General features: G+C 71.2%; 17 protein-coding genes and 2 CRISPR repeat arrays (1 of these 19 cut by a window edge). Of the genes, 6 read left to right on the forward strand and 11 right to left on the reverse strand.

Going from position 1 to position 22,113, the window contains the following annotated elements; translation table 11 throughout:
* The first annotated feature begins 58 nt into the window (after positions 1 to 58).
* From ACIGJO_RS11255 to ACIGJO_RS11270, 4 genes are all read left to right on the forward strand, one after another.
* Complete coding sequence (locus tag ACIGJO_RS11255; RefSeq protein WP_399955702.1) at positions 59 to 1,372, forward strand: glycosyltransferase; 1,314 nt, start codon at positions 59 to 61, stop codon at positions 1,370 to 1,372.
* Entirely contained in the window at positions 1,369 to 3,519 is a 2,151-nt protein-coding gene (locus ACIGJO_RS11260; RefSeq protein ID WP_399955425.1) for an ArnT family glycosyltransferase, read from the forward strand. The genes ACIGJO_RS11255 and ACIGJO_RS11260 overlap by 4 nt, the downstream gene beginning before the upstream one ends.
* Positions 3,520 to 3,778: 259 nt before the next feature.
* Positions 3,779 to 5,404, forward strand: a complete 1,626-nt coding sequence (locus ACIGJO_RS11265; RefSeq protein ID WP_399955428.1) for an MFS transporter — start codon at positions 3,779 to 3,781, stop codon at positions 5,402 to 5,404.
* A gap of 91 nt (positions 5,405 to 5,495) precedes the next feature.
* Entirely contained in the window at positions 5,496 to 6,398 is a 903-nt protein-coding gene (locus ACIGJO_RS11270; protein WP_399955431.1) for a TetR/AcrR family transcriptional regulator, read from the forward strand.
* Between the two features lie 22 nt (positions 6,399 to 6,420).
* Here ACIGJO_RS11270 and ACIGJO_RS11275 read toward each other — a convergent pair whose 3' ends face one another.
* From ACIGJO_RS11275 to ACIGJO_RS11295, 5 genes are all read right to left on the reverse strand, one after another.
* Positions 6,421 to 7,377 (reverse strand): NAD(P)-dependent oxidoreductase, encoded by a 957-nt coding sequence (locus ACIGJO_RS11275; RefSeq protein WP_399955434.1) that lies wholly within the window; start codon positions 7,375 to 7,377, stop codon positions 6,421 to 6,423.
* 7 nt (positions 7,378 to 7,384) lie between these two features.
* Positions 7,385 to 7,861 (reverse strand): PPOX class F420-dependent oxidoreductase, encoded by a 477-nt coding sequence (locus ACIGJO_RS11280; RefSeq protein ID WP_399955437.1) that lies wholly within the window; start codon positions 7,859 to 7,861, stop codon positions 7,385 to 7,387.
* Between the two features lie 109 nt (positions 7,862 to 7,970).
* Positions 7,971 to 8,786 carry a YceI family protein gene (locus ACIGJO_RS11285; RefSeq protein ID WP_399955441.1) on the reverse strand — a complete coding sequence of 272 codons (816 nt, stop codon included), beginning with the start codon at positions 8,784 to 8,786 and terminating at the stop codon, positions 7,971 to 7,973.
* Between the two features lie 214 nt (positions 8,787 to 9,000).
* A complete protein-coding gene (locus tag ACIGJO_RS11290; RefSeq protein ID WP_399955444.1) occupies positions 9,001 to 11,559 on the reverse strand; it encodes an MFS transporter in 2,559 nt (852 codons plus the stop codon).
* Between the two features lie 23 nt (positions 11,560 to 11,582).
* Entirely contained in the window at positions 11,583 to 12,095 is a 513-nt protein-coding gene (locus ACIGJO_RS11295; RefSeq protein WP_399955447.1) for a MarR family winged helix-turn-helix transcriptional regulator, read from the reverse strand.
* Positions 12,096 to 12,574: 479 nt separating this feature from the next.
* Between ACIGJO_RS11295 and ACIGJO_RS11300 the strand changes: the two genes are divergently transcribed.
* Positions 12,575 to 12,790 carry a hypothetical protein gene (locus ACIGJO_RS11300; protein WP_329944812.1) on the forward strand — a complete coding sequence of 72 codons (216 nt, stop codon included), beginning with the start codon at positions 12,575 to 12,577 and terminating at the stop codon, positions 12,788 to 12,790.
* Between the two features lie 54 nt (positions 12,791 to 12,844).
* On the opposite strand, the gene ACIGJO_RS11305 is transcribed toward ACIGJO_RS11300, so the two are convergent.
* From ACIGJO_RS11305 to ACIGJO_RS11330, 6 genes are all read right to left on the reverse strand, one after another.
* Positions 12,845 to 13,687: a hypothetical protein gene (locus tag ACIGJO_RS11305; RefSeq protein WP_399955450.1), complete on the reverse strand. Its 843-nt coding sequence runs from the start codon at positions 13,685 to 13,687 to the stop codon at positions 12,845 to 12,847.
* 57 nt (positions 13,688 to 13,744) lie between these two features.
* Positions 13,745 to 14,611, reverse strand: a complete 867-nt coding sequence (locus ACIGJO_RS11310) for an RNA polymerase sigma factor SigF (protein WP_266922057.1) — start codon at positions 14,609 to 14,611, stop codon at positions 13,745 to 13,747.
* Between the two features lie 234 nt (positions 14,612 to 14,845).
* Positions 14,846 to 15,706: an RNA polymerase sigma factor SigF gene (locus ACIGJO_RS11315; RefSeq protein WP_266922056.1), complete on the reverse strand. Its 861-nt coding sequence runs from the start codon at positions 15,704 to 15,706 to the stop codon at positions 14,846 to 14,848.
* 187 nt (positions 15,707 to 15,893) lie between these two features.
* Positions 15,894 to 16,187 carry a Dabb family protein gene (locus ACIGJO_RS11320; protein WP_329944814.1) on the reverse strand — a complete coding sequence of 98 codons (294 nt, stop codon included), beginning with the start codon at positions 16,185 to 16,187 and terminating at the stop codon, positions 15,894 to 15,896.
* A gap of 9 nt (positions 16,188 to 16,196) precedes the next feature.
* On the reverse strand, positions 16,197 to 16,361 hold the full coding sequence (locus tag ACIGJO_RS11325; RefSeq protein ID WP_266922054.1) for a hypothetical protein: 165 nt from the start codon (positions 16,359 to 16,361) through the stop codon (positions 16,197 to 16,199).
* Between the two features lie 680 nt (positions 16,362 to 17,041).
* Positions 17,042 to 17,953 (reverse strand): RNA polymerase sigma-70 factor, encoded by a 912-nt coding sequence (locus ACIGJO_RS11330; protein WP_399955705.1) that lies wholly within the window; start codon positions 17,951 to 17,953, stop codon positions 17,042 to 17,044.
* A gap of 242 nt (positions 17,954 to 18,195) precedes the next feature.
* Between ACIGJO_RS11330 and ACIGJO_RS11335 the strand changes: the two genes are divergently transcribed.
* The gene (locus tag ACIGJO_RS11335; protein ID WP_399955455.1) at positions 18,196 to 18,681 is read left to right on the forward strand and encodes a carboxymuconolactone decarboxylase family protein; all 486 of its coding nucleotides are present in this window, start codon (positions 18,196 to 18,198) and stop codon (positions 18,679 to 18,681) included.
* 95 nt (positions 18,682 to 18,776) lie between these two features.
* Positions 18,777 to 19,719: a CRISPR direct-repeat array (repeat unit 29 nt; unit sequence GGGACCAACCCCGCATGCGCGGGGACCAC).
* Positions 19,720 to 19,789: 70 nt separating this feature from the next.
* Positions 19,790 to 22,113: direct repeats of the CRISPR family, unit length 29 nt; unit sequence GGGACCAACCCCGCATGCGCGGGGACCAC (it continues 1,493 nt past the right edge of the window).

Raw genomic sequence — 22,113 nt, forward strand, 5'->3', positions numbered from 1 at the left:
CAGCAGTAGTAGCGGCAGCAGCAGTAGTAGTAGCGGTAGCGGCGGAGTCACCAGCGGTCTGCCGGCCAGGGAGCATCTCCTGGCCGGCGAGACCGGCGAGAGGGGCGAGACCGGCGAGAGGGGCGAGAGGGGCGAGAGGGGCGGGGCCGATGCGCCCGGCGTCCCCGTGCTCGACGTCGTGGTCCCCGTCCACAACGAGGAGAGGGACCTCGAACCCGGCGTCCTGCGCCTGTACGACCATCTGGCCCGCACCTTCCCGTACCGCTTCCGCATCACCGTCGCGGACAACGCGAGCACCGACCGCACGCCCCAGGTGGCGGCGGCCCTCGCCGCGGCTCTCCCGGAGGTGCGGTCGTACCGGCTGGAGGAGAAGGGGCGCGGCCGGGCGCTGCGTACCGTGTGGTCGCACTCCGACTCCCCGGTCCTCGCCTATATGGACGTCGACCTGTCGACCGACCTGAACGCGCTGCTCCCGCTGGTCGCCCCCCTGATCTCGGGCCACTCCGACCTGGCCATCGGTTCGCGGCTGGCGCGCAGTTCACGGGTGGTGCGCGGGTCGAAGCGGGAGTTCATCTCTCGTGCCTACAACCTCATCCTGCGCTCGTCGCTGGCCGCCCGCTTCAGCGACGCCCAGTGCGGATTCAAGGCCATCCGGCGCGAGGTCGCCGAACGGCTGCTGCCGATGGTCGAGGACACCGGATGGTTCTTCGACACCGAGATGCTGGTGCTCGCCGAGCGGGCCGGGCTGCGTATCCACGAGGTGCCGGTCGACTGGGTCGACGACCCCGACTCCACCGTCCACATCGTGCGCACGGCGACCGAGGACCTGAAGGGCGTGTGGCGGGTGGGGCGGGCGCTGGCCGTGGGCGCCCTGCCGCTGGACCGGCTCGCCCGGCCCTTCGGGGACGACCCGCGCGACCGCGCACTGCCCGGGGTGCCGGGAGCGCTGGCCCGCCAACTGGTCGGGTTCTGCGTCGTGGGCGCCCTGTCCACACTCTTCTACCTCGCCCTGTACACGCTGTTCCGGATGGGTTTCGGCCCGCAGACCGCCAACGCCGGAGCGCTGCTGGTGTCTGCCGTCGCCAATACGTCGGCCAACCGGAGGCTCACCTTCGGCGTACGCGGCCGGGGCGGTGCCGTACGCCATCAGGCCCAGGGGCTCGTGGTCTTCGCCATCGGCCTCGCGCTGACCAGCGGCTCGCTCGCCGCGCTGGGGGCGGCCACGGGATCGCCCTCGCACGGCACGGAACTCGCCGTGCTGATCGCGGCCAACCTCGCGGCGACGGTGCTGCGCTTCCTGCTCTTCCGCGCCTGGGTCTTCCCGGACCGGCGCACCGACCCGCGTACGGATGACATGAGGAACACCCGATGACCACGAGCACCACCCCGCCGGTTCCCCCGCCGCTCCCCGCGCCGCCGTCCGCCCCGAGCCCTCCGGCGGCCGCCGACGCCCGCTGGGTGAAGCCCGCGTTCCTCGGGCTGCTGCTTCTCGTGGGGCTGGCGTACCTGTGGAATCTCAGCGCCTCCGGCTACGCCAATTCCTTCTACTCCGCCGCTGTTCAGGCCGGCAGCCAGAGCTGGAAGGCGTTCTTCTTCGGCTCGCTGGACGCCGCCAACGCCATCACCGTCGACAAACCCCCGGCGACCCTCTGGCCGATGGCCCTGTCCGTACGTCTCTTCGGGCTCAGCTCCTGGGCGATCCTCGTCCCGCAGGTGCTGATGGGCGTGGCCACGGCCGCCGTGCTGTACGCCGCCGTCCGCCGCCGCTTCGGCGCTGCCGCCGGACTGACCGCCATCGCGGTCCTCGCGCTGACCCCGGTCGCCGCGCTGATGTTCCGCTTCAACAACCCGGACGCCCTGCTCGCGCTCCTGATGACCGTCACGGTCTACTGCGTCCTGCGGGCGATGGAGAACGGTGGAACGAAGTGGCTGGTCTGGGCGGGGGCCGCGGTCGGGCTCGCGTTCCTGACGAAGACCCTGCAGGCCTTCCTGATCCTGCCGCCGCTGGCAGTGCTGTACGCGGTGTTCGCGCCCGGCTCCGTACGCAGAAGGCTCGGCCAACTCGCCCTGTCCGCCCTCACGGTGGTCGTCGCGGGCGGCTGGTGGGTGGCGATCGTCGAGCTGTGGCCCGCCTCCTCACGACCGTACGTCGGTGGCTCCCGGAACAACTCGTTCCTGGAACTCACCTTCGGCTACAACGGTCTCGGCCGGATCAACGGCGAGGAGACGGGCAGCGTCGGAGGCGGCGGCCGGGGTGGTGGCCAGGGCGGCGGCTGGGGGGAGACCGGCATCGGCCGGATGTTCAACTCCGAGATCGGCGGCCAGATTTCGTGGCTTCTGCCCGCCGCGCTGATCCTGCTGGCCGCGGGTGCCTGGCTGACCCGGAAGGCGAAGCGGACGGACACGGCCCGTGCGGCCTTCCTCGCCTGGGGCGGCTCGCTGCTGATGACCGCGGTCGTTTTCAGCTTCATGGCGGGGATCTTCCACCAGTACTACACGGTGGCGCTGGCACCGTACATCGCCGCTCTCGTCGGCATGGGCGCCACGGTCCTGTGGGAGGAACGGTCCACGTGGTGGGCGCGCGGCGTGCTCGCCGCCACCGTCGCCGTCACGGTCATCTGGTCGTACGTCCTGCTGGGGCGCACCCCGGACCACCTGCCCTGGCTGCGGTGGGCCGTCCTGACCGGTGGTCTGGTGGGTGCGGCCGGGCTGCTGCTCGCCGGACGGGCCGGGCGTCGGCTCGCGCTCGCCGCGGTGGCGCTGAGTTGCGCCGCCTCGCTGGCGGGGCCCGCCGCGTACACGGTCAGCACGCTGAACACCGGGCACCAGGGGTCGATCGTGACGGCGGGACCGTCGGGCGCGAGCGGTTTCGGCGGGCCGGGCGGAGGCGGCCGGGGCGGTCCCGGTGGCGGCGGCGCCCGGGGCGACGGCGATGGAACGCGCGGCGGGACGCAGCCTCCGGGACAGCCACCGACCGGCGGCGGTCCTGGCCAGGGACCGGGCCAGGGCCAGGGTCAAGGACCGGGCCAGGGGCAGGGCAACAGTCGGCAGGGCGCTGTTCCCGGCACCCCGCCCGGGGCCATGGGCGAGGGCGGCACGGGCGGCATGGACGGCATGGACGGCGGCGGCATGGGTGGGCTGCTGAACGGCGCGTCCGTCAGTGCCGAGGCCAGGAAACTGCTGGAGAAGGACGCCGACGACTACACCTGGTCGGCCGCCGCCGTCGGCGCGCAGAACGCCGCGAGCTATCAACTCGCCACCGGGGACCCGGTGATGGCGATCGGCGGATTCAACGGGAGCGACCCCGCCCCGACCCTCGCACAGTTCAAGAAGTACGTGGCGGACGGCAGGATCCACTACTTCATCTCGGGAGGAGGCGGCGGCGGAGGCGGTATGGGCGGCGGAGGTATGGGCGGTGCCGGGACGTCATCGCAGATCTCCTCATGGGTGACGGAGAACTTCGAGGAGGTCACCGTCGGCAGCTCCACCTTCTACGACCTGACCCAGCCCACCACCTGACCCGCCCCACGGCGCGACCCGCCCCATCCCTCGACCTGCCCCGGAGCCGGCCCTGTCGGTTCCGGGGCAGGCGTGGCAGGCGTTTTCCGCTGCCCGACGCGGCGATTCCAGATGCCGGGGCCGGGCCCCCGGGTGCCGGGCTCCCGGCACCCGGCGCGCCCACACCAAACCGACTTGTACGGCGTACAGGACATCCCATACGGTGTATGGCGTCCCTCCCATACGCTGTACAAGTCGCGCTGGAGCGCAAGGAGCCCGCATGACGGCAACCGCCGCCGAGCCCAAAGACCTCGCCCCCCGGGGCCACCCGCAGCGCTGGCTGATCCTCGGCGTCATCTGCCTCGCCCAGCTCACCGTGCTGCTCGACAACACCGTTCTGAACGTCGCGATCCCCTCCCTCACCACGGAACTGGACGCCTCCACGGCCGATGTGCAGTGGATGATCAACGCCTATTCGCTCGTGCAGTCGGGCCTGCTGCTCACCGCGGGCAGCTCGGCCGACCGGTACGGGCGCAAGAAGCTGCTGGTCGCGGGCCTCGCCCTGTTCGGGATCGGATCGCTGGCCGCCGGGCTCTCGCAGACCTCCGGCCAGCTCATCGCCGCCCGCGCCGGTATGGGCATCGGCGGTGCGCTGCTGATCACCACCACCCTCGCCGTCATCGTCCAGATCTTCGACGACAGCGAGCGCGTGAAGGCGATCGGCCTCTGGGCGACCGTCAACTCGCTCGGCTTCGCCGTCGGCCCGCTCCTCGGCGGGTTCATGCTCGACCACTACTGGTGGGGCGCGATCTTCCTGATCAACATCCCGGTCGCGGTGATCGGCCTGATCGCCGTCGTCCGTCTCGTACCGGAGTCCAAGAACCCGCAGGGCGACCGCCCCGATCTGCTCGGCGCCCTGCTCTCCACCATCGGCATGACCGCCGTCGTGTACGCGATCATCTCCGGGCCGGAACACGGCTGGGCCTCCGGACAGGTGCTGCTGACGGTGTTGGTCGGCGTCGTCGTCCTCGCCGGGTTCGTCCTGTGGGAGCTGCGCATTCCGAACCCGATGCTGGACATGCACTTCTTCCGGAACCAGAAGTTCGTCGGCGCGGTCGGGGGCGCGGTCCTGGTCGCCTTCGGGATGAGCGGATCGCTGTTCCTGCTCACCCAGCACCTTCAGTTCGTGCTCGGTTACGAGCCCCTGGAAGCCGGTCTTCGTACGGCTCCGCTCGCCATCACCGTGGTCGTCCTCAACCTCACCGGAGTGGGCGCCTGGCTCGTGCCCAGGCTGGGGACACCGCTCACCATCGTCTTCGGGATGACCGGTCTCTCGGCCGGCCTCGCGGCCATCGCGGTGCTCGGCGGCGACGACTACGCGGGCATGCTGCTCGGCCTGGTCATGATGGGGGCGGGCATCGCGTTCGCCATGCCCGCGATGGCCAACGCCATCATGAGCGCCATCCCGCCGGAGAAGGCGGGTGTGGGTGCCGGGGTCAACGGCACCCTCGGCGAGTTCGGAAACGGGCTCGGGGTCGCCGTGCTCGGCGCCGTGCTCAACTCCCGGTTCGTCGCCGTCGTGCCCGCGGCCGCCGGTGCGGCCTCGCTGCCCGCCGCCCTCGCCGCCGCCGGCAGCGAGTCGGAGGCGCAGGGCATCAAGGACGCCTTCGCCTCGGGTCTGGAGACCAGCCAGCTGGTCGGTGCCGCGGCGGTACTGATCGGCGGACTGACCGCCGCGTTCCTGCTGCGCAGGGCCGAACGTGCCGAAGCGGCGGGCGCGGGTTCTGCCTCCGGTTCCGGTCCCGGTCCCGCCTCGCCTCCCGCTTCCGTTTCTGCTTCCGGTTCCGGTACCGGTGCTGACCGGGAGGTGTCCGCTCGGGCAGACTCGACCGGTCCGGCGGCATAGCATCGGATGGGACGCATGTACCGGACGTTCACCTTCCGGTACGTGCGTCCGCCACCGGCTCGTTCCGCCGGCAAGACGAGGAGAGTGCGCCATGGTGTCCGCGGCCGATCGTGCGAACAACCCCGCGAGGACCAGCGTATGGCTGGACCAACGGGACACCTCGCGCGCCCGCAGGGCCGACTCCCCGGCGGGTCTGGACCGGGACAAGATCACCGCGGCGACCATCCGGCTGCTGGACGCCGAGGGCCTGGCCAAGTTCTCCATGCGCCGGCTGGCCGCCGAGCTGGATGTCACCGCGATGTCCCTCTACTGGTACGTCGACACCAAGGACGACCTGCTGGAGCTGGCCATGGACCTGGTCTACGCCGAGATCGGGCGCCCGCGCGAGGACGGCGACTGGCGCGACCGGCTGCGCGAGCTGGCACGCAGCTACCGCGAACTGATCGTCCGCCACATCTGGCTGTCCCCGCTGGCGGGTCACTTCCTCAACATCGGCCCGCACTCCATGCTCTTCTCGTACGCCGTCCAGGACGTCATCCGGGCCACCGGTCTGCCCCTCAAGCACCAGTCCGGCGCGCTGTCGGCCGTCTTCCAGTTCGTCTACGGATTCGGCACCATCGAGGGCCACTTCGTCGAGCGGGCCAAGGGCGCGGGACTCACCGAGGACGACTACTACCAGCAGGCCCTGGGCACGATCCGGGCCCAGCCGAAGCTGCGGGAGATCGTCACCACCTCGCAGGACCTGATGGACGCCCGCGGCGGCGAGACGGTCGCGGACATGCGCGAGCTGGACTACGTGTTCGCGATGGACATGCTGATCGCGGGCATCGAGGCGATGCGCGACCGCGACAGCGCCGAGGCCGGGTCCGAGGGCGACCCGGACCCGGGCGGGAGCACGGATGCGGGCACCGGCACGGACACGGGCACCGGCACGGACGCGGCGGTGGGCACGGCGGCGGACGCGGGCGCGGACGCCGCGACGGCATCCCCGTAACCTCCGTGCCCGGAGGCGGCTCTCAGTACCCCCGGCCCACGTCCACGGCCAGACGGGGCACGCGGCCCTCGCGGAGGTCACCCCAGCAGGTGCCGAAGTCCGTGGCCACGTCCTCGTCGGCGGTGATCCCCGCGGAGTGCGAGGTGATCACCGTACGGGGCAGCCGCCAGCACCGGTCCCCGGGCGCGGCCGGTTCCCCGGGGAGCACGTCGAGCACCGCCCGCCGCACCGAACCGTCCCGCAGCGCGGTCTCCAGCGCCCCCATGTCCACCGTCGCGCCCCGGCCCACATTGACGAACGTGGCCCCCCGCACGGCCGCGAACCGGTTCGCGCCGAAGAACCCCTCCGTCGCCCCGGTCAGCGGCAGGGCGGACACCACCCACCGCGCGGTGGCGAGTGCGCCGCTGTCCTCACCGGCCCCGATCACCCGGTCGAAGCCCGGCGGCGGCACGGCACGCGCGGTACGGGCCACGCCCACCGTCCGGATTCCGCACCCGCGCAGCAGTCCGGCGACGGCCGCACCGATCCGGCCGGTCCCGTAGATCAGGGCCGTCTGCCCGGCGGCGAGTTCGGACGGGAGACGACGCCACTCGGCCCGCGCGTGCTGCGCCGTGAACTCGGGTACGGACTGGCACTCGGCGAGGACCCAGGCCAGCACGTACTGCGCGATCCGCTCGCCCATCCGTCCGACGGTCCGGGTGAGCAGTGCCCCGGCGGGCCAGGGACCGGAGAGCAGCGCGTCCGTCCCCGCGTTGACGCTGTGGAACCACACCAGGCGTCCGGTGCGCCAGGCGTCCGGCAGCGCCGCGCCGACACAGAGATGGGGACCGTCCGGCGGGGCACTGCCCATGGGCTCCGCGCGGCGCCCGGTGATCCGTTCCACCTCGCGCACCAGGGAGGCGTCGAGGGACGGCGCGGTGAGGAGCCGGGCCCGCGCGAGCAGGTCCGGGTCCGGGACGCCGCCGGGGGAAACAGCCACGCGGGCGTCAGTTCCCGGGGGCGAGACGGGCGGGGAAGCCGCCGGTGGCGATCGGGCTCCAGCGCTCCGGGGTGACCCGGATGATCGACTTCCCCTGCTTCACCATCGCCGCCCGGTACTCGTCCCAGTCGGGGTGCTCACCGGAGATGTTCCGGAAGTACTCGACGAGCGGCTCGACCGAATCCGGTGAGTCGATCACCTCGGCCGAACCGTCGATCTGCACCCACGGCCCGTTCCACTCGTCCGACAGGACGATCACGCTCACCCGGTCGTCCCGCTTCGCGTTGCGGGTCTTGGCCCGTTCGGGGTAGGTCGACATGACGATCCGGCCGGCGTCGTCGACGCCGCAGGTGAGCGGGGAGCCCTGGGGGCGGCCGTCGGACCGGGTGGTCAGCAGGACCGCCCGGTGCCTGGGCCGTACGAAGGCCAGCAACTCGTCGAGTTCCACGGTGGTGTTGGTCGCGATTCCGGGTGCGGGTGCCATGGAGCCAACCCTACGGCGGCGGTCCCGTACGGCGGCGCAGCCGCGGCGCGGGACCGCCCCCGCGGCGCGGGACCGCCTCCCGCCTCGCCCACGACGGCAGGGCCGCGCCCTACGACGGCAGGGCCTCGCCCTGTACGGCCTGGATGTCCAGCTCCACGCGCAGCGTCGTCCCGATCGCCGAGATGCCCGCCTGCACCACCTGGTTGTAGTTCATGGCGAAGTCGTCGCGGCGCAGCTCGGCCGTGGCGTGGAAGGCCGCGCGTACCCCGCCCCACGGGTCGGGGCCGGTGCCCAGGTAGCTGAGGTCCAGGTCGATGGCCCGCGCGACGCCGTGCATCGACAGTTCGCCGTGCACGGTCCAGCGGTCGGGTCCCGCCGGGGTCAGCCCGCTGGAGCGGTAGGTGATCTCCGGGAACCGGTCCACGTCCAGGAAGTCGGGCGAGCGCAGGTGCTTGTCCCGCATGCCGTTGCCCGTCTCGATGCTGGCCGCACCGATGACGGCGTCCACCCGGGACCGGGAGACGTCCTCGGCGATCTCGATCCGCCCGCCGAACTCGGTGAACCGGCCGTGCACGCTGGAGATCCCCAGGTGCTGGGCCACCGCGGCCACCGAGCAGTGCGCCGGGTCCAGCGACCAGGCGCCCGGCGGCGGAAGCTCCACGCCGCCCTGCCGGGCCAGCACGATCTGCCCGGCGGAGATCAGGCCACTGGCCGTGACGAGTGCGGTGGAGGCGGCGGGGGCGTACCCGACCGCGGTGACGATCACCGTGTACGCGCCGGCCGGCAGGCTGCCGTCGGTACGGACGGCACCGTTCTCGTCGGCGGCGGCCCGCAGCACCTGGGTGCCGGTCATGTCGGTGACCGTGACGACCGCGTGCTGGACCGCCCAGCCGTCCCGCGTTCGTACCTGTGCGCGAAGTGCCATCCCGTGTTCTCTCCTTGCTTCTCGACCCGGTGGGTCAAATGAGTCGGGCCCCGGGGCGGGGGCGGCAGGCCGTCCCCTGCCTGCCGTCCCCACCGCCGGGGCCCTTTTCCACCGGCCGGGACAGCCTCTCCGCTGGGAGTGCCGTTCCGCCAGGGGTCTTGTCACCCGGGATACCTCTGATCCCGGGGTATCCGCGTCGCCGCGGACTACCGGTTCACTCGCCGGGGTGGGCGAGCTCGATGTCGTGGCCGTCGACCCCGTGACCGGTCACGGTCAGCGAGCCGGCCACCGGCGGGTAGCCGGTCGCGATGACCGAGTACTCACCCGCGTCCAGGTCGGTGAAGGCGTACGCCCCGTCCTGGCCGGTCGTCGAGGTGGCGACCACATTGCCCGCCGCGTCGATCAGGGTGACCCGTGCGTCGGGCAGCGGGGCCCGCGCGGAACCGGCCCGTACGACACCCTGGACCAGCGCACCGGCCCGGAGGGCGGCGTCGATCCGGGTGACACCCTGGCCGCCGATCTCCACCGGCAGGGCGAGCGGGCGGAAGCCCGCGGCGTTGACCGCGACGGTCACCGCACCGGGAACCAGCTCGCCGAACGCGAACTCGCCCGTCTCACCGGACGTGCCGGTGGCCAGCACGTCGCCGCGTACATCGGTCACGATGACCATGGCGCTCCCGACCGGCGTACCGGACTCGGCGGCCCTGACGGTTCCGGCGAGACCGCTCGTACCGACCAGCAGGATGTCGAAGGCCAGCGGCTCCTCGCCGACGACCGCGGTGGTCGCCTGCGGCTGGAAACCGTCGGCGGACGCGATCAGGACGTACGAGCCGGGGCCCGGCGCGTCCAGGCGGTAGCCGCCGTCGGCGCGGGCGACGGAGCGGCCCAGCTGCCGGCCGCCCAGCGAGATCAGTGTGACGGCGGCGCGGGCGACGGGCGCGTTTTCGGCGCCGCGCACCACACCGTGCACCGCAGTGCCCTGGACGGTGGCCATGGGAGCTTCGGGCGAGAGCGCCGCCGGACCCGTACCGGCGACAGGTGCCAGTGCCGTGGCCGACGCCGATGCCGGAGCTGACACCGATGCCGATGCCGGAGCCTCTGCCCCGACCAGGGCGGGGACCGGAGCCGGGACGGGCGCGGAGGCCGGGGCGGGCACCGGCGCGGAGGACTGGGCCGTGGCCGGGGCCTCGTTCGCGGCGCTCGTCTTCAGCGCGACCTCCTTGATGAAGATCGTCACGATGAAGGCGATGAGCGCGGCCGGAGCGGCGTAGAGGAAGACATCGCCGACGCCGTGGCCGTACGCGGACTCGACGACCGTACGGATCGGGCCGGGCAGTGCGTCCAGGTCGGGGATGCCCCCGCCGCTGGTACCGCCGTGGCCCATGGCGGCTCCCTCGGGACCGAGCTCCGCGAGGCCGTCCTTGACGTAGTGGGTGACGCGGTTCGCCATGACGGCGCCGAGCGCCGAGACACCGATCGCACCACCGAGCGAACGGAAGAAGGTGACGACGGAGCTGGCCGCGCCGAGGTCGCTGGGGGCGACCTGGTTCTGCGTGGCGAGGACCAGGTTCTGCATCATCATGCCGATGCCGAGGCCCATCACGAACATGTAGACCGCGATGTGCCAGTACTCGGTGTCGTACCGGATGGTGCCGAGCATCCCGAGGCCGGCGGTGACCAGGAAGCCACCGCTGACCAGCCAGGCCTTCCAGCGGCCCGTCCTGGTGATGACCTGGCCCGAGATGGTCGAGGAGAGGAACAGACCCGCGATCATCGGGATCGTCATGACGCCGGACATCGTCGGCGACTTGCCGCGCGCCAGCTGGAAGTACTGGCTGAAGAAGACGGTGCCCGCGAACATCGCGATACCGACGAACAGCGAGGCCACCGAGGCCAGCGTGATCGTGCGGTTGCGGAAGAGGCGCAGCGGGATGATCGGCTCGCTGGCCTTGGACTCGATGAGCAGGAAGAGGCCGATGAGGACGACGGTGCCGCCGAGCATCGTGTACGTCTGCCAGGAGATCCAGTCGTACTTGTCGCCCGCGAAGGTCACCCAGAGCAGCAGCAGCGAGACGGCGGCGCTGATGAAGAACGCGCCCGACCAGTCGACCTTGACCTCGCGCTTGACGACCGGGAGCTTCAGGGTCTTCTGGAGCACGATCAGAGCGATGACCGCGAACGGCACACCCACGTAGAAGCACCAGCGCCAGCCCATCCAGCTGGTGTCGGTGATGACACCGCCGAGGAGCGGGCCGCCGACGGTGGCGACGGCGAAGACGGCGCCGAGGTAGCCGCTGTAGCGCCCGCGCTCACGCGGGGCGATCATCGCGGCCATCACGATCTGCGCGAGGGCGGAGAGCCCGCCGACACCGATGCCCTGTACGACACGGCAGGCGATGAGCATGCCGCTGCTGGTCGACATGCCGGCCACGACCGAGCCCGCGACGTAGATGACCAGGGATATCTGGACCAGCAGCTTCTTGCTGAACAGGTCGGAGAGCTTGCCCCACAGGGGGGTGGTGGCGGTCATGGCCAGGAGCGAGGCCGTGACGACCCAGGTGTACGCGCTCTGGCCGCCGCCGAGGTCGGAGATGATTTCCGGCAGGGCGTTGGAAACGACCGTCGACGACAGGATCGCGACGAACATGCCGAGCAGGAGCCCGGTCAGCGCTTCCATGATCTGCCGGTGTGTCATCGGCGTGCCGTCGGCGGCGTCGGCGCCGCCGTGCTTGGCGTGGCCGCCCCGCACACCGGTTGGTGTGGTCGTAGCCATGAAGTTCCTTCTCTTTGCTTCTGTTACACAGGAGTACGGGTGTGCGCGTCGTCGGACGGCCGGGTGCGGCAGTCACCGGTGTGTGTTCCGGGGGCGCATCCACCGGAGCCGCGACAGGCGAAGCTGTCGCGCAGCCGGGCCAACAGCGAGTTGAGCTGTCCGACTTCGTCGTCGGACCAGTCCTGAAGATTGCGGGCGAACATTTCGGTGGTCCGCCGGGTCAGCTCATCGAGCTGCTCGGTGCCGGCGGGGGTCAGCCGCAGGATGCGGGACCTCTTGTCCGCAGGGTCGTGAGACCGTTCGATCCAGCCGTGTGAAGCCACATGGGCGACATGACGACTGGTCACCGACATGTCCACGGCCAGCAGCTCGGCGAGTCTGCTGATGCGCATCTCGCCGTGCTGAGCCAGGAGCGCCAGCACGGCGGCGGAGCCACCGGGACACTCGGAGGGAAGGAGCCGGGCGAGTCCGCGCTTGACGGCTCCGACGGCGCTGAGCTGTCGGGCCAGTTCTTCGTACTGGCTCCGCTTGGCCACGGGACCCCCAGACAGACTCACCGAAATCTTGTTGCTTAGGGCAACCATAGATTCGTTGGTTGCCGCAGGCAAACGAAAACGGGCTTGCAGAAGTAAAGGAAGGCAAAAGCCTCCGTAGGGTCCCGGTCAAGCGCCCGGCGGCCCCATGGCCCACCCCGCACCGGCTGTGTCCCGCGTCACGCCGGCGCCGTACGGCCGGGCCGCGGAGGACCCGGGTGCGACGGGGGGAGGCACCCGCCGTACGTCGGCGGAGGCACCTCGCCGTACGTCGGCGGAGGCGCCCCGCCGTACGCGAACGGAGGCGCCCCGGCCCAGCGTCGGCGGAGACGCCCCGGCCGTACGTCACCGGATGGTCCCCGCCGAACGGAACGAGAAGGCATCCCGGCCGGACGTAAAGAGGTGATGTGTACCCGGCGGCCACCCTCCCTGCGGGCCCCGGGGGTTGGGCCGTACGTCCGAGTTCGCTAGGGTCCTGCCCCATGGCACACAACCCCCACGCCCCTCAGCAGGGCCCCGAGGGCAATCACGACCCGGCGGGCAGCACGCAGATGTTCCGCGCCTTTGTCGACGAGGGCGAGCCGCAGCGCCGGCAGCAGCCGGCGGCGACCTCGTCCGGGCCGAAGGCCGGGGTGATCGCGGCGGTCGTAGCGGTCGTCGTCGTCCTCGGCGCGGTCGCCTGGCTCGCGCTCAGCTGACCCTCCGCCGTCCGGCCGGTCCCGTACCGGGGCACCCGCGCGCACGCGGGTGTCTCACTTCCATACGGCGGTGACGTCCTGGGTCTCGACACGCATCCCCAGGGGAACCCGCCAGGCGTCCACACAGACGGTGTACGTCTTCTTCCGCACCGCTCCCGCGCCGACCGGCGCGGGCAGCGGCTGCGTCGACTCGATCGTGGCCCAGTCGACCCCCAGCGCACCGATGATGTGCGTGGCGAAGGTGACGGTGCCCGAGCGCGCCGGTGAGCCGCCGGTGTTGCGGAACTCCACGCTCACGTTCTCGCACCAGCGCTTGTCGGCAGGGGTGCGCTCCGGGGTGCCGATCTTCAGCACCGCCGGAGTGGGCGGAGCAGGTGTGCCGGGGGTGCTGGGCGTGCCGGGGGTGGTGGACGGTGCGCCGGGAGAGGCGCCGCCTCCCGTGCCGCCTCCCGCACCACCGCCCGTTCCGCCCGTGCCGCCTCCCTGTGCCGGCGGGGAACCGGGTGTTCCGGGCCCGCCGGATGCCCCCGGGAGCACGCCCGGACCTCCGGGGCCGGTCGCTCCCCCCGAGCCGCCTCCCGCCGCGCCCGCGCGGCCGGAGGGACCGCTTCCGGCGCCTTCGGCGCTGTCCCCGGGGTTCCCGCTGCCCTTTCCGCCGCCCCCTGGTCCGCCGATCCCGGCCTCGTCCAGCGGGATCAGCGTCACCCGCCCCGAAGGGGCTCGGGCGCCCTCGGGCGTCCTCTCAGGGCCTGCGGCGGCTCCCACGGCCGCGTATCCGTCGCCGTCGCCCGCGCCGCCCGCGCAGGCGGCCAGGGTGCCGCCCAGACACAGCACGGCCGCCGAGGCGGCGATCACGGTGCCCCGGCGGCCGGTCGAGCCGATTGTCTGACGTCGCATCGCGCCAGTGTGGCTGACGGTCCGTCAATTCGGAACCCTTGTGCCGACGGCACCGGGTCAGTCGGCGATCAGCCCTTCCCTGAGCTGGGCGAGTGTGCGTGTGAGCAGCCGGGAGACGTGCATCTGCGAGATGCCGACCTCTTCGCCGATCTGCGACTGGGTCATGTTGGCGAAGAAGCGCAGCATGATGATCTGGCGTTCGCGCGGGGCGAGTTTGGCGAGCAGCGGCTTCAGGGACTCGCGGTACTCGACGCCTTCCAGCGCCGCGTCCTCGTACCCCAGGCGGTCGGCGAGCGAGCCCTCGCCGCCGTCGTCCTCGGGCGAGGGGGAGTCCAGCGAGGAGGCGGTGTAGGCGTTGCCGACGGCCAGACCGTCGACCACGTCCTCCTCGGAGACCCCGAGCGCCTTGGCCAGCTCCGGCACGGTCGGCGAGCGGTCGAGCTTCTGGGAGAGCTCGTCGCTGGTCTTGGTGAGGGCGAGCCGCAGCTCCTGGAGGCGACGGGGCACCCGTACCGACCAGGAGGTGTCGCGGAAGAACCGCTTGATCTCCCCGACGACGGTGGGCATCGCGAAGGTCGGGAACTCCACGCCCCGTTCGCAGTCGAACCGGTCGATCGCCTTGATCAGGCCGATCGTGCCGACCTGGACGATGTCCTCCATCGGCTCGTTACGGCTCCGGAACCGCGCCGCGGCGTACCGCACCAGCGGGAGGTTGAGCTCGATGAGTGTGTCCCGCACGTACGCCCGCTCCGGGCTGTCCGTTCCCTCGGGGCCCGGTGCGGGTCCCAGCGCGGCGAGCCGCAGGAACAGGGAGCGGGACAGAGTACGGGTGTCGATGGCTTCCGACGAGCTGGTGAGCACGGCGGGTGCCGACACGCTCTTCGTGAGCGTGAGCACCTTCGAGCTGCCCTGTTCTGCGGACATGCCACCCCCTTGAGGTCGCGGACGGTCGCGGTGACCGCGACCATCGGAGGAACGCAGCCTCCACCTGAATACCGGAGGCGAGGCTGCGGCAAACGCGGTTCCAGCAGAATGTCACATGTCGGCAACGCGCTGTAGTGACATGTCGACAAGTCAGCGCCGTGTCTGTGCAGATAACAAGGGGTGTAGGGCTTTTACGCCGCCAGAACCGCTCTCCCTGCGGTCTACCCGTTCCGACTACGCCTCGATCCTATTTGCGGATCGGAGTCGGGCGAAGCTTCTCGCCAGAAGTCTTGACACATGCATCTGGGACACGCCCAGCTCGGCGCTGATCTGAGACTGGGTCAAGTTGCTGTAGTAGCGCAGCAGAAGGATGCGCTGTTCGCGCTCGGGCAGCTGGACGAGGAGATGCCGTACGAGATCGCGGTGCTCGACGCCGGCCAGTGCGGGGTCCTCGTAACCGAGCCGGTCGAGGAGTCCGGGCAGCCCGTCGCCCTCCTGGGCGGCCTCCAGGGAGGTCGCGTGGTACGAGCGCCCCGCCTCGATGCAGGCCAGCACCTCGTCCTCGGAGATCTTCAGCCGTTCGGCGATCTCGCCCGTGGTGGGGGAGCGCCCGTGAGCGGTCGTCAGGTCCTCGGTGGCGCCGGTGACCTGGACCCAGAGTTCGTGCAGCCGGCGGGGGACATGGACGGTCCTCACGTTGTCCCGGAAGTAACGTTTGATCTCGCCGACCACGGTGGGCATCGCGAAGGTCGGGAACTGGACACCGCGTTCCGGGTCGAACCGGTCGATGGCGTTGATCAGGCCGATGGTGCCGACCTGGACGACGTCCTCCATCGGCTCGTTGCGGCTCCTGAACCGGGCGGCGGCGTACCGCACCAGCGGCAGATTCGCCTCGATCAACGCGGCGCGCACCCTGCGGTGTTCCGGAGTGCCCGGCTCCAGGTCCTTGAGCTGCCCGAAGAGCACCTGTGTGAGCGCCCTGGTGTCCGCGCCCCGGGTTCTGGCGGGCGGGGCGGTGGGATCGGGGGTCTCGGTCTGGATGTCCTCGTTCGGGACGTTCTGGGGAGGCACTTGAGGCGCTGTACTGGCCGGCACGGTGATGCCACCCCTTTGCGGTCAACTGCGGTCAACTCATCCGTCAAAAGCGGTCATAGCATCACAAGACATGTCCACTGTGTGCAAGCACCGGATACAGCCGTGTTGGGGGCAGTTTTGTTTTAAACACCCAAAAACCCCTCACCTGTGCGGTGAGGGGCTGCGGAACGAAGGGCCGGACGGTGCGTCAGAAGGGGTAGTCGGCGATCACCCAGGTGGCGAATTCACGCCATTGCCCGGCCGCCGCCTGATGGGCCGGGTGCTCGATGTAGCGCTTCAGGGCGTCCTCGTCGGCGACCGCCGAGTTGATGGCGAAGTCGTACGCGATCGGCCGGTCGGTGATGTTCCACGCGCACTCCCAGAACTCCAGCTCCGGAACCACTCCGTCGAGCTCCCGGAAGGCCCGCTCCCCGGCGACCACCCGCGGATCGTCCCGTTCGACGCCGTCGTTCAGCTTGAACAGGACCAGGTGGCGGATCATCGGGTACTCCTACTTCACCAGCTCGGACATGAAGTCGCCGACGCCCTGGGCGGCGCTGGAAACGCCTTCGAACCCTACCTGGACGAGATCCGCGGCCCTGGCCGGGGACGTGATGATCGTGTACAGCACGAAGACCACCACTATGTAGAGCGCGATCTTCTTCGCTTGCACCACAGCCCCTGCCTCCCCTTCGATCCCGTGTGCAGTCGGGCGATTCTATCCGCACACTTGGCCGTATCCAGTGGTGGTTTCCGATCACTGATGCGCTCTTTAAGGACCTATGGCCCGGCCGTCGGGGTCTTTTGCCCGCCGGGGCGGCCCCCGGGGAGGGGCAGGATGGGTGACGAGCCCAGCGGATCTGGCAGGAATCCGAGGGGCTGGAACAGGACCTCTCTGTGGGGTCCACGCCGCGAGACTTCCCCCTGACTGCGGCGGGGACCAGGAGGGCCTGTTCTCATCGGGGGAAGCGGCTTGTCCCCCCGATGCCGCTTCCCCCGACCTAAGACCGAGCGGCGCATGGGGGGCTGCGTCACGGGGCCGGGCACACACATCTGCGGCGTTGGCGTCCATCACCATGACTCCGCCATGCCTCGATCCTCCGCCTCGCAGCCGCACGCACCCGGTCCCGCTCCTTCACCCACCCCCATGTGCCGGTCGGTCTGATTCTCCGGGCGCCGCGCGAAGCGGTACGTGGCCTGAGTGCCCGTCCGCGCCCCGCCCCGGTACTCGCCCCGTACTCGTCCCCCTGCTCGTCCCCGTACTGTCCGGTTCCTTCGCGATCCACCGCGTGGTGACGTCTCCGGGCCTCGGGCTCGGGGTTCCGGGCCTCGGCTTCCGGGCTCCGGGGTTCCGTCTCAGCGTCGCAGGGCGGTCTCGCGCTGCATGCGAGACAGCTTCTCGGGGTTGCGCACGGCGTAGAGGCCGGTGATGAGGCCGTCGTCGATGCGTACCGACACAACGGTGTCGACCTCGCCGTCGATCCGGAGAACCAGCGCCGGGTAGCCATTGACCTCCACCGGCCGCAGCACCGCCGTGGCGATCCTGCCCATCCCGGCGGTCAGCAGACGGGCGACCTTGTCGGCGCCCACGACGGGCCGCGGGACGGCCTGCTTGATCCCGCCGCCGTCGCCCATGAGGACGACATCGGGGGCGAGCAGGTCGAGGAGGCGTTGCAGGTCGCCTGTTTCGGTGGCTTGTTTGAAGGCGTCGAGTGCGGCTCGGGTTTCGGTGGGGGTGATGGTGGTGCGTGGCCGGCGTGCGGCGACGTGGGTGCGTGCGCGGTGGGCGATCTGGCGTACGGCGGTCGGGGTCTTGTCGACGGCTTCGGCGATCTCGTCGTATCCGAGGGCGAAGACCTCGCGCAGGACGAACACGGCGCGTTCGGTGGGGGCGAGGGTTTCGAGGACGAGGAGCATGGCCGTCGAGACGCTGTCGGCGAGTTCGATGTCGTCGGCGACGTCGGGGGTGGTGAGCAGGGGCTCGGGGAGCCAGGGGCCGATGTAGGACTCCTTGCGGCGGCTGAGGGTACGCAGCCTGGTGAGCGCCTGCCGGGTGGTGATCCGTACCAGGTACGCACGCGGCTCCCGCACCGTACCGAGATCGACCCCCGCCCACCGCAGCCACGTCTCCTGCAGCACATCCTCCGCGTCCGCGGCCGAGCCCAGCATCTCGTAGGCAACGGTGAACAACAGATTCCGATGAGCGATGAACACCTCCGTCGCAGGATCCACGCTCTCGCCCTCGCCGTCGGCGAGCGGCCCGGACACGTTCTCCGCGCTCGCGCTGTCCTCCGTGCTCTGGCTGTCCTCCGCGTGCGCGCTGTGCTCGCTCTTCACCGGCTGCTCCTGCCTGTTCACTCTCGACGCCGCCACGCGCACAAGACGCCGGGCACCGCCGTTCTGTGACACCCAGGAGTGGTGGTGCACGTCACACGGCCGTCCCGTCACGGGGAGCGGGCGGCCGGCATCTCGTGTTCGTCCAGTGCAACGCCACGAGTGAGGACGAGATCATGAACGCCCGATTCAACCTGTTCGACAACCCGATCGCCTCCAAGTTCGCCAAGCGGTTCGCCAACGCCGGCCTCGTGATCCACCAGTCGCCGCTGCCGGCGTCCACCCAGGAGCTGGTGTCGCTGCGTGCCAGCCAGATCAACGGCTGCGGCTGGTGCATCGACATGCACACCAAGGAGGCCACGGCGTCCGGCGAAACCGCGGTCCGGCTCCACCTGGTCGCCGCCTGGCGCGAGTCCACCGTGTTCACCGAGGCCGAGCAAGCCGCCCTGGCCCTCACCGAAGAAGGCACCCGCCTCGCCGACGCGGGCCAGGGCGTGTCCGACGAGACCTGGGCCCAGGTACGCGAGCACTACGACGACGACCAGATCGCCGCCCTGGTCTCCCTGGTCGCCCTCATCAACGCGGCCAACCGGCTCGCCGTGATCGTGCACCAGAAGGGCGGTTCCTACGAACCCGGCATGTTCGCCGCCGCACTCAACTGACCCCACGAGAACCACCCGCCCGGCGCCCACCTGACCCCGGCCGGGGGCCTGGCCCGGCCCCTGGCCCGCTCAGGCCGCAGTTCCTCGGAGCGGGGCGGAGACCCCCCGCAGGCGCGGGGACCACAACGATGTCGTCTTCATCGAGACCACTCAGGTGGGACCAACCCCGCATGCGCGGGGACCACCCGGGGCGGCTTCGGCTGCGCCTCCGCGCCGAGGGACCAACCCCGCATGTGCGGGGACCACGTTGGCCACCGGCCCGCCCTCCCTCTCGTCTCGGGACCAACCCCGCATGCGCGGGGACCACGGTGCCCTTCCGGACGACCTTGCACCCCTAGGGGGACCAACCCCGCATGCGCGGGGACCACAAGATCGCCATGTCGAAGCCCTCGGCCACCCAGGGACCAACCCCGCATGCGCGGGGACCACCCGTATGTATGGGGCGGCACCGGCCCGAACGGGGGACCAACCCCGCATGCGCGGGGACCACGCGGCGCATCGAGGAGATACGCCTGCCATGCGGGGACCAACCCCGCATGCGCGGGGACCACAGCACGGAGGTGATGACCTTCCGCTGCTCGCCGGGACCAACCCCGCATGCGCGGGGACCACCACGGTCAGAGTCCGCTCCGCGCACAGCAGGCGGGACCAACCCCGCATGCGCGGGGACCACCAGACAGCCGCGGCCGACTCGGAGGTCGGAGGGGGACCAACCCCCCATGCGCGGGGACCACCTGCTCGCCGAAGCCATCAAGGACAAAGCCCGGGACCAACCCCGCATGCGCGGGGACCACAACTTGAGGCACTGCTTGCCCTGGTAGTAGTCGGGACCAACCCCGCATGCGCGGGGACCACGGCGCGGGCCCGGCGGTCCGCCTCATCCTTCTGGGACCAACCCCGCATGCGCGGGGACCACCGGCTGCGTTCAACGGCGACGGCGGGTCCGGAGGGACCAACCCCGCATGCGCGGGGACCACAGCGGCGCGATCTTCCGCGACAGCAGAGGCCGGGGACCAACCCCGCATGCGCGGGGACCACTTCGGGTCGCCCTGCTCCATCGTGACCTTGTCGGGACCAACCCCGCATTGGGGTGTTGCCGGTGACACCGGGGACCAACCCCGCATGCGCGGGGACCACGGGCGACCTCAGGACGTTCTCCGAGGAGAACGGGGACCAACCCCGCATGCGCGGGGACCACTGCCGACGCCCAAGTCCTCACCGGCTACCCCCCGGGACCAACCCCGCATGCGCGGGGACCACGACGCCACCCTGGACGGCGAGCCGTACGAGGTGGGGACCAACCCCGCATGCGCGGGGACCACTGTCCACGGTCGGCACGTGGGCCTGGTGCGAGGGGACCAACCCCGCATGCGCGGGGACCACCGGAAAGGGCTGCTGTCCGCGTCGACCCGGGCGGGACCAACCCCGCATGCGCGGGGACCACCCGACCCGTTGTGTCGAACCCCGACACCGCCGGGGACCAACCCCGCATGCGCGGGGACCACGCAGCAGACAGAGTCTTCTGCGACCGGAAGCAGGGACCAACCCCGCATGCGCGGGGACCACGTCTCCTCGTTCTCGAAGGCCAGAGCGGTGTCGTCGGGGGGACCAACCCCGCATGCGCGGGGACCACAACAACGCGGGCGCGGTGTCCGCCTTCGCCAAGGGACCAACCCCGCATGCCGGGGACCACCACGTGGGACCGCCAGCCGTGTGAGATCACCGGGACCAACCCCGCATGCGCGGGGACCACACGTCCTGGCCGGACGCGACTTTCCACAGCAGGGGACCAACCCCGCATGCGCGGGGACCACAGGGATCCACCGCCACCGTCAGCCAGCAGCGCGGGACCAACCCCGCATGCGCGGGGACCACGCCGAAGTCGAACACCGACCCGCGGGGGCGGGGGGACCAACCCCGCATGCGCGGGGACCACACACCGGCCGCGCCCGCCAGCTGCACGACCGTGGGACCAACCCCGCATGCGCGGGGACCACTCCGGGAGACCCACGACGGCGTGGATGCCCAGAGGACCAACCCCGCATGCGCGGGGACCACTCGCCCACCCCCAGCAGGGCAAGCTTGAGGGAGGGACCAACCCCGCATGCGCGGGGACCACTGCGGTGCGCTCGACGGGAACCCGCAGGGCGGGGGACCAACCCCGCATGCGCGGGGACCACCCCGGGCTTCCTGGACGTCGACCCTGATGCGGAGGACCAACCCCGCATGCGCGGGGACCACAGATGCTCGTAGGTCTGGAAGTCCTCCCTGGCGAGGACCAACCCCGCATGCGCGGGGACCACCAGTACATGGCGGCGTCGCGGTACAGGACGTAGGGACCAACCCCGCATGCGCGGGGACCACTCGACGACCCGGCCCTCGGCCGTGCGGCCGATGGGACCAACCCCGCATGCGCGGGGACCACTCCAACCGCAGACGCGGTCTTCCGTCCCCCAGGGGACCAACCCCGCATGCGCGGGGACCACTCGCCGCCCAACTGGTCCAAGTTGACGGTCTGGGGACCAACCCCGCATGCGCGGGGACCACGATTCCATCCTGGTGCTGGGGATGCTCGCATCGGGACCAACCCCGCATGCGCGGGGACCACTGGTCCGCCCGGCCCTTTGTGATCTGGGAGCCGGGACCAACCCCGCATGCGCGGGGACCACTGGTCCGCCCGGCCCTTTGTGATCTGGGAGCCGGGACCAACCCCGCATGCGCGGGGACCACTCTGCGGGGGTGTGGGTGACGCCCTTGCGCGGGGGACCAACCCCGCATGCGCGGGGACCACTCTCAGCCATGGCGAGCCTCACGCGGGGTGGGGGGACCAACCCCGCATGCGCGGGGACCACACCCTACGTACGGGTGGGCGGCGCCCGGGTGGGGGACCAACCCCGCATGCGCGGGGACCACGGCCGCGTGCGCAGCCTCCTCAACGACCCCCAGGGACCAACCCCGCATGCGCGGGGACCACTCCATTCCCACCGGGGGGGGCGGAAACGGTGGGGACCAACCCCGCATGCGCGGGGACCACCTCCGCCATCAGCTCGGCCCGGATCTGCTCCGGGGACCAACCCCGCATGCGCGGGGACCACGCCCGGAACAGTGCCGCCGCGCGTGCTGCCGCGGGACCAACCCCGCATGCGCGGGGACCACCTGCTCGATGCACAGCTCCGCCAGCGCGGCAGGGGACCAACCCCGCATGCGCGGGGACCACGGCGTCCATCGCTTCGAGGATCAGCTCCAGAAGGGACCAACCCCGCATGCGCGGGGACCACCCTGCTTTCCTCTTCCTGGGCCATCAGATTTCGGGACCAACCCCGCATGCGCGGGGACCACTTCTCCTCCCGGTCCTTGCCGGGGTCGTGCATGGGACCAACCCCGCATGCGCGGGGACCACTACTGGCTGGCGCTCTCCAAGCTGTGCAGCTC

Source organism: Streptomyces sp. NPDC079020 (genome assembly GCF_044542225.1).
GTDB lineage: Bacteria > Actinomycetota > Actinomycetes > Streptomycetales > Streptomycetaceae > Streptomyces.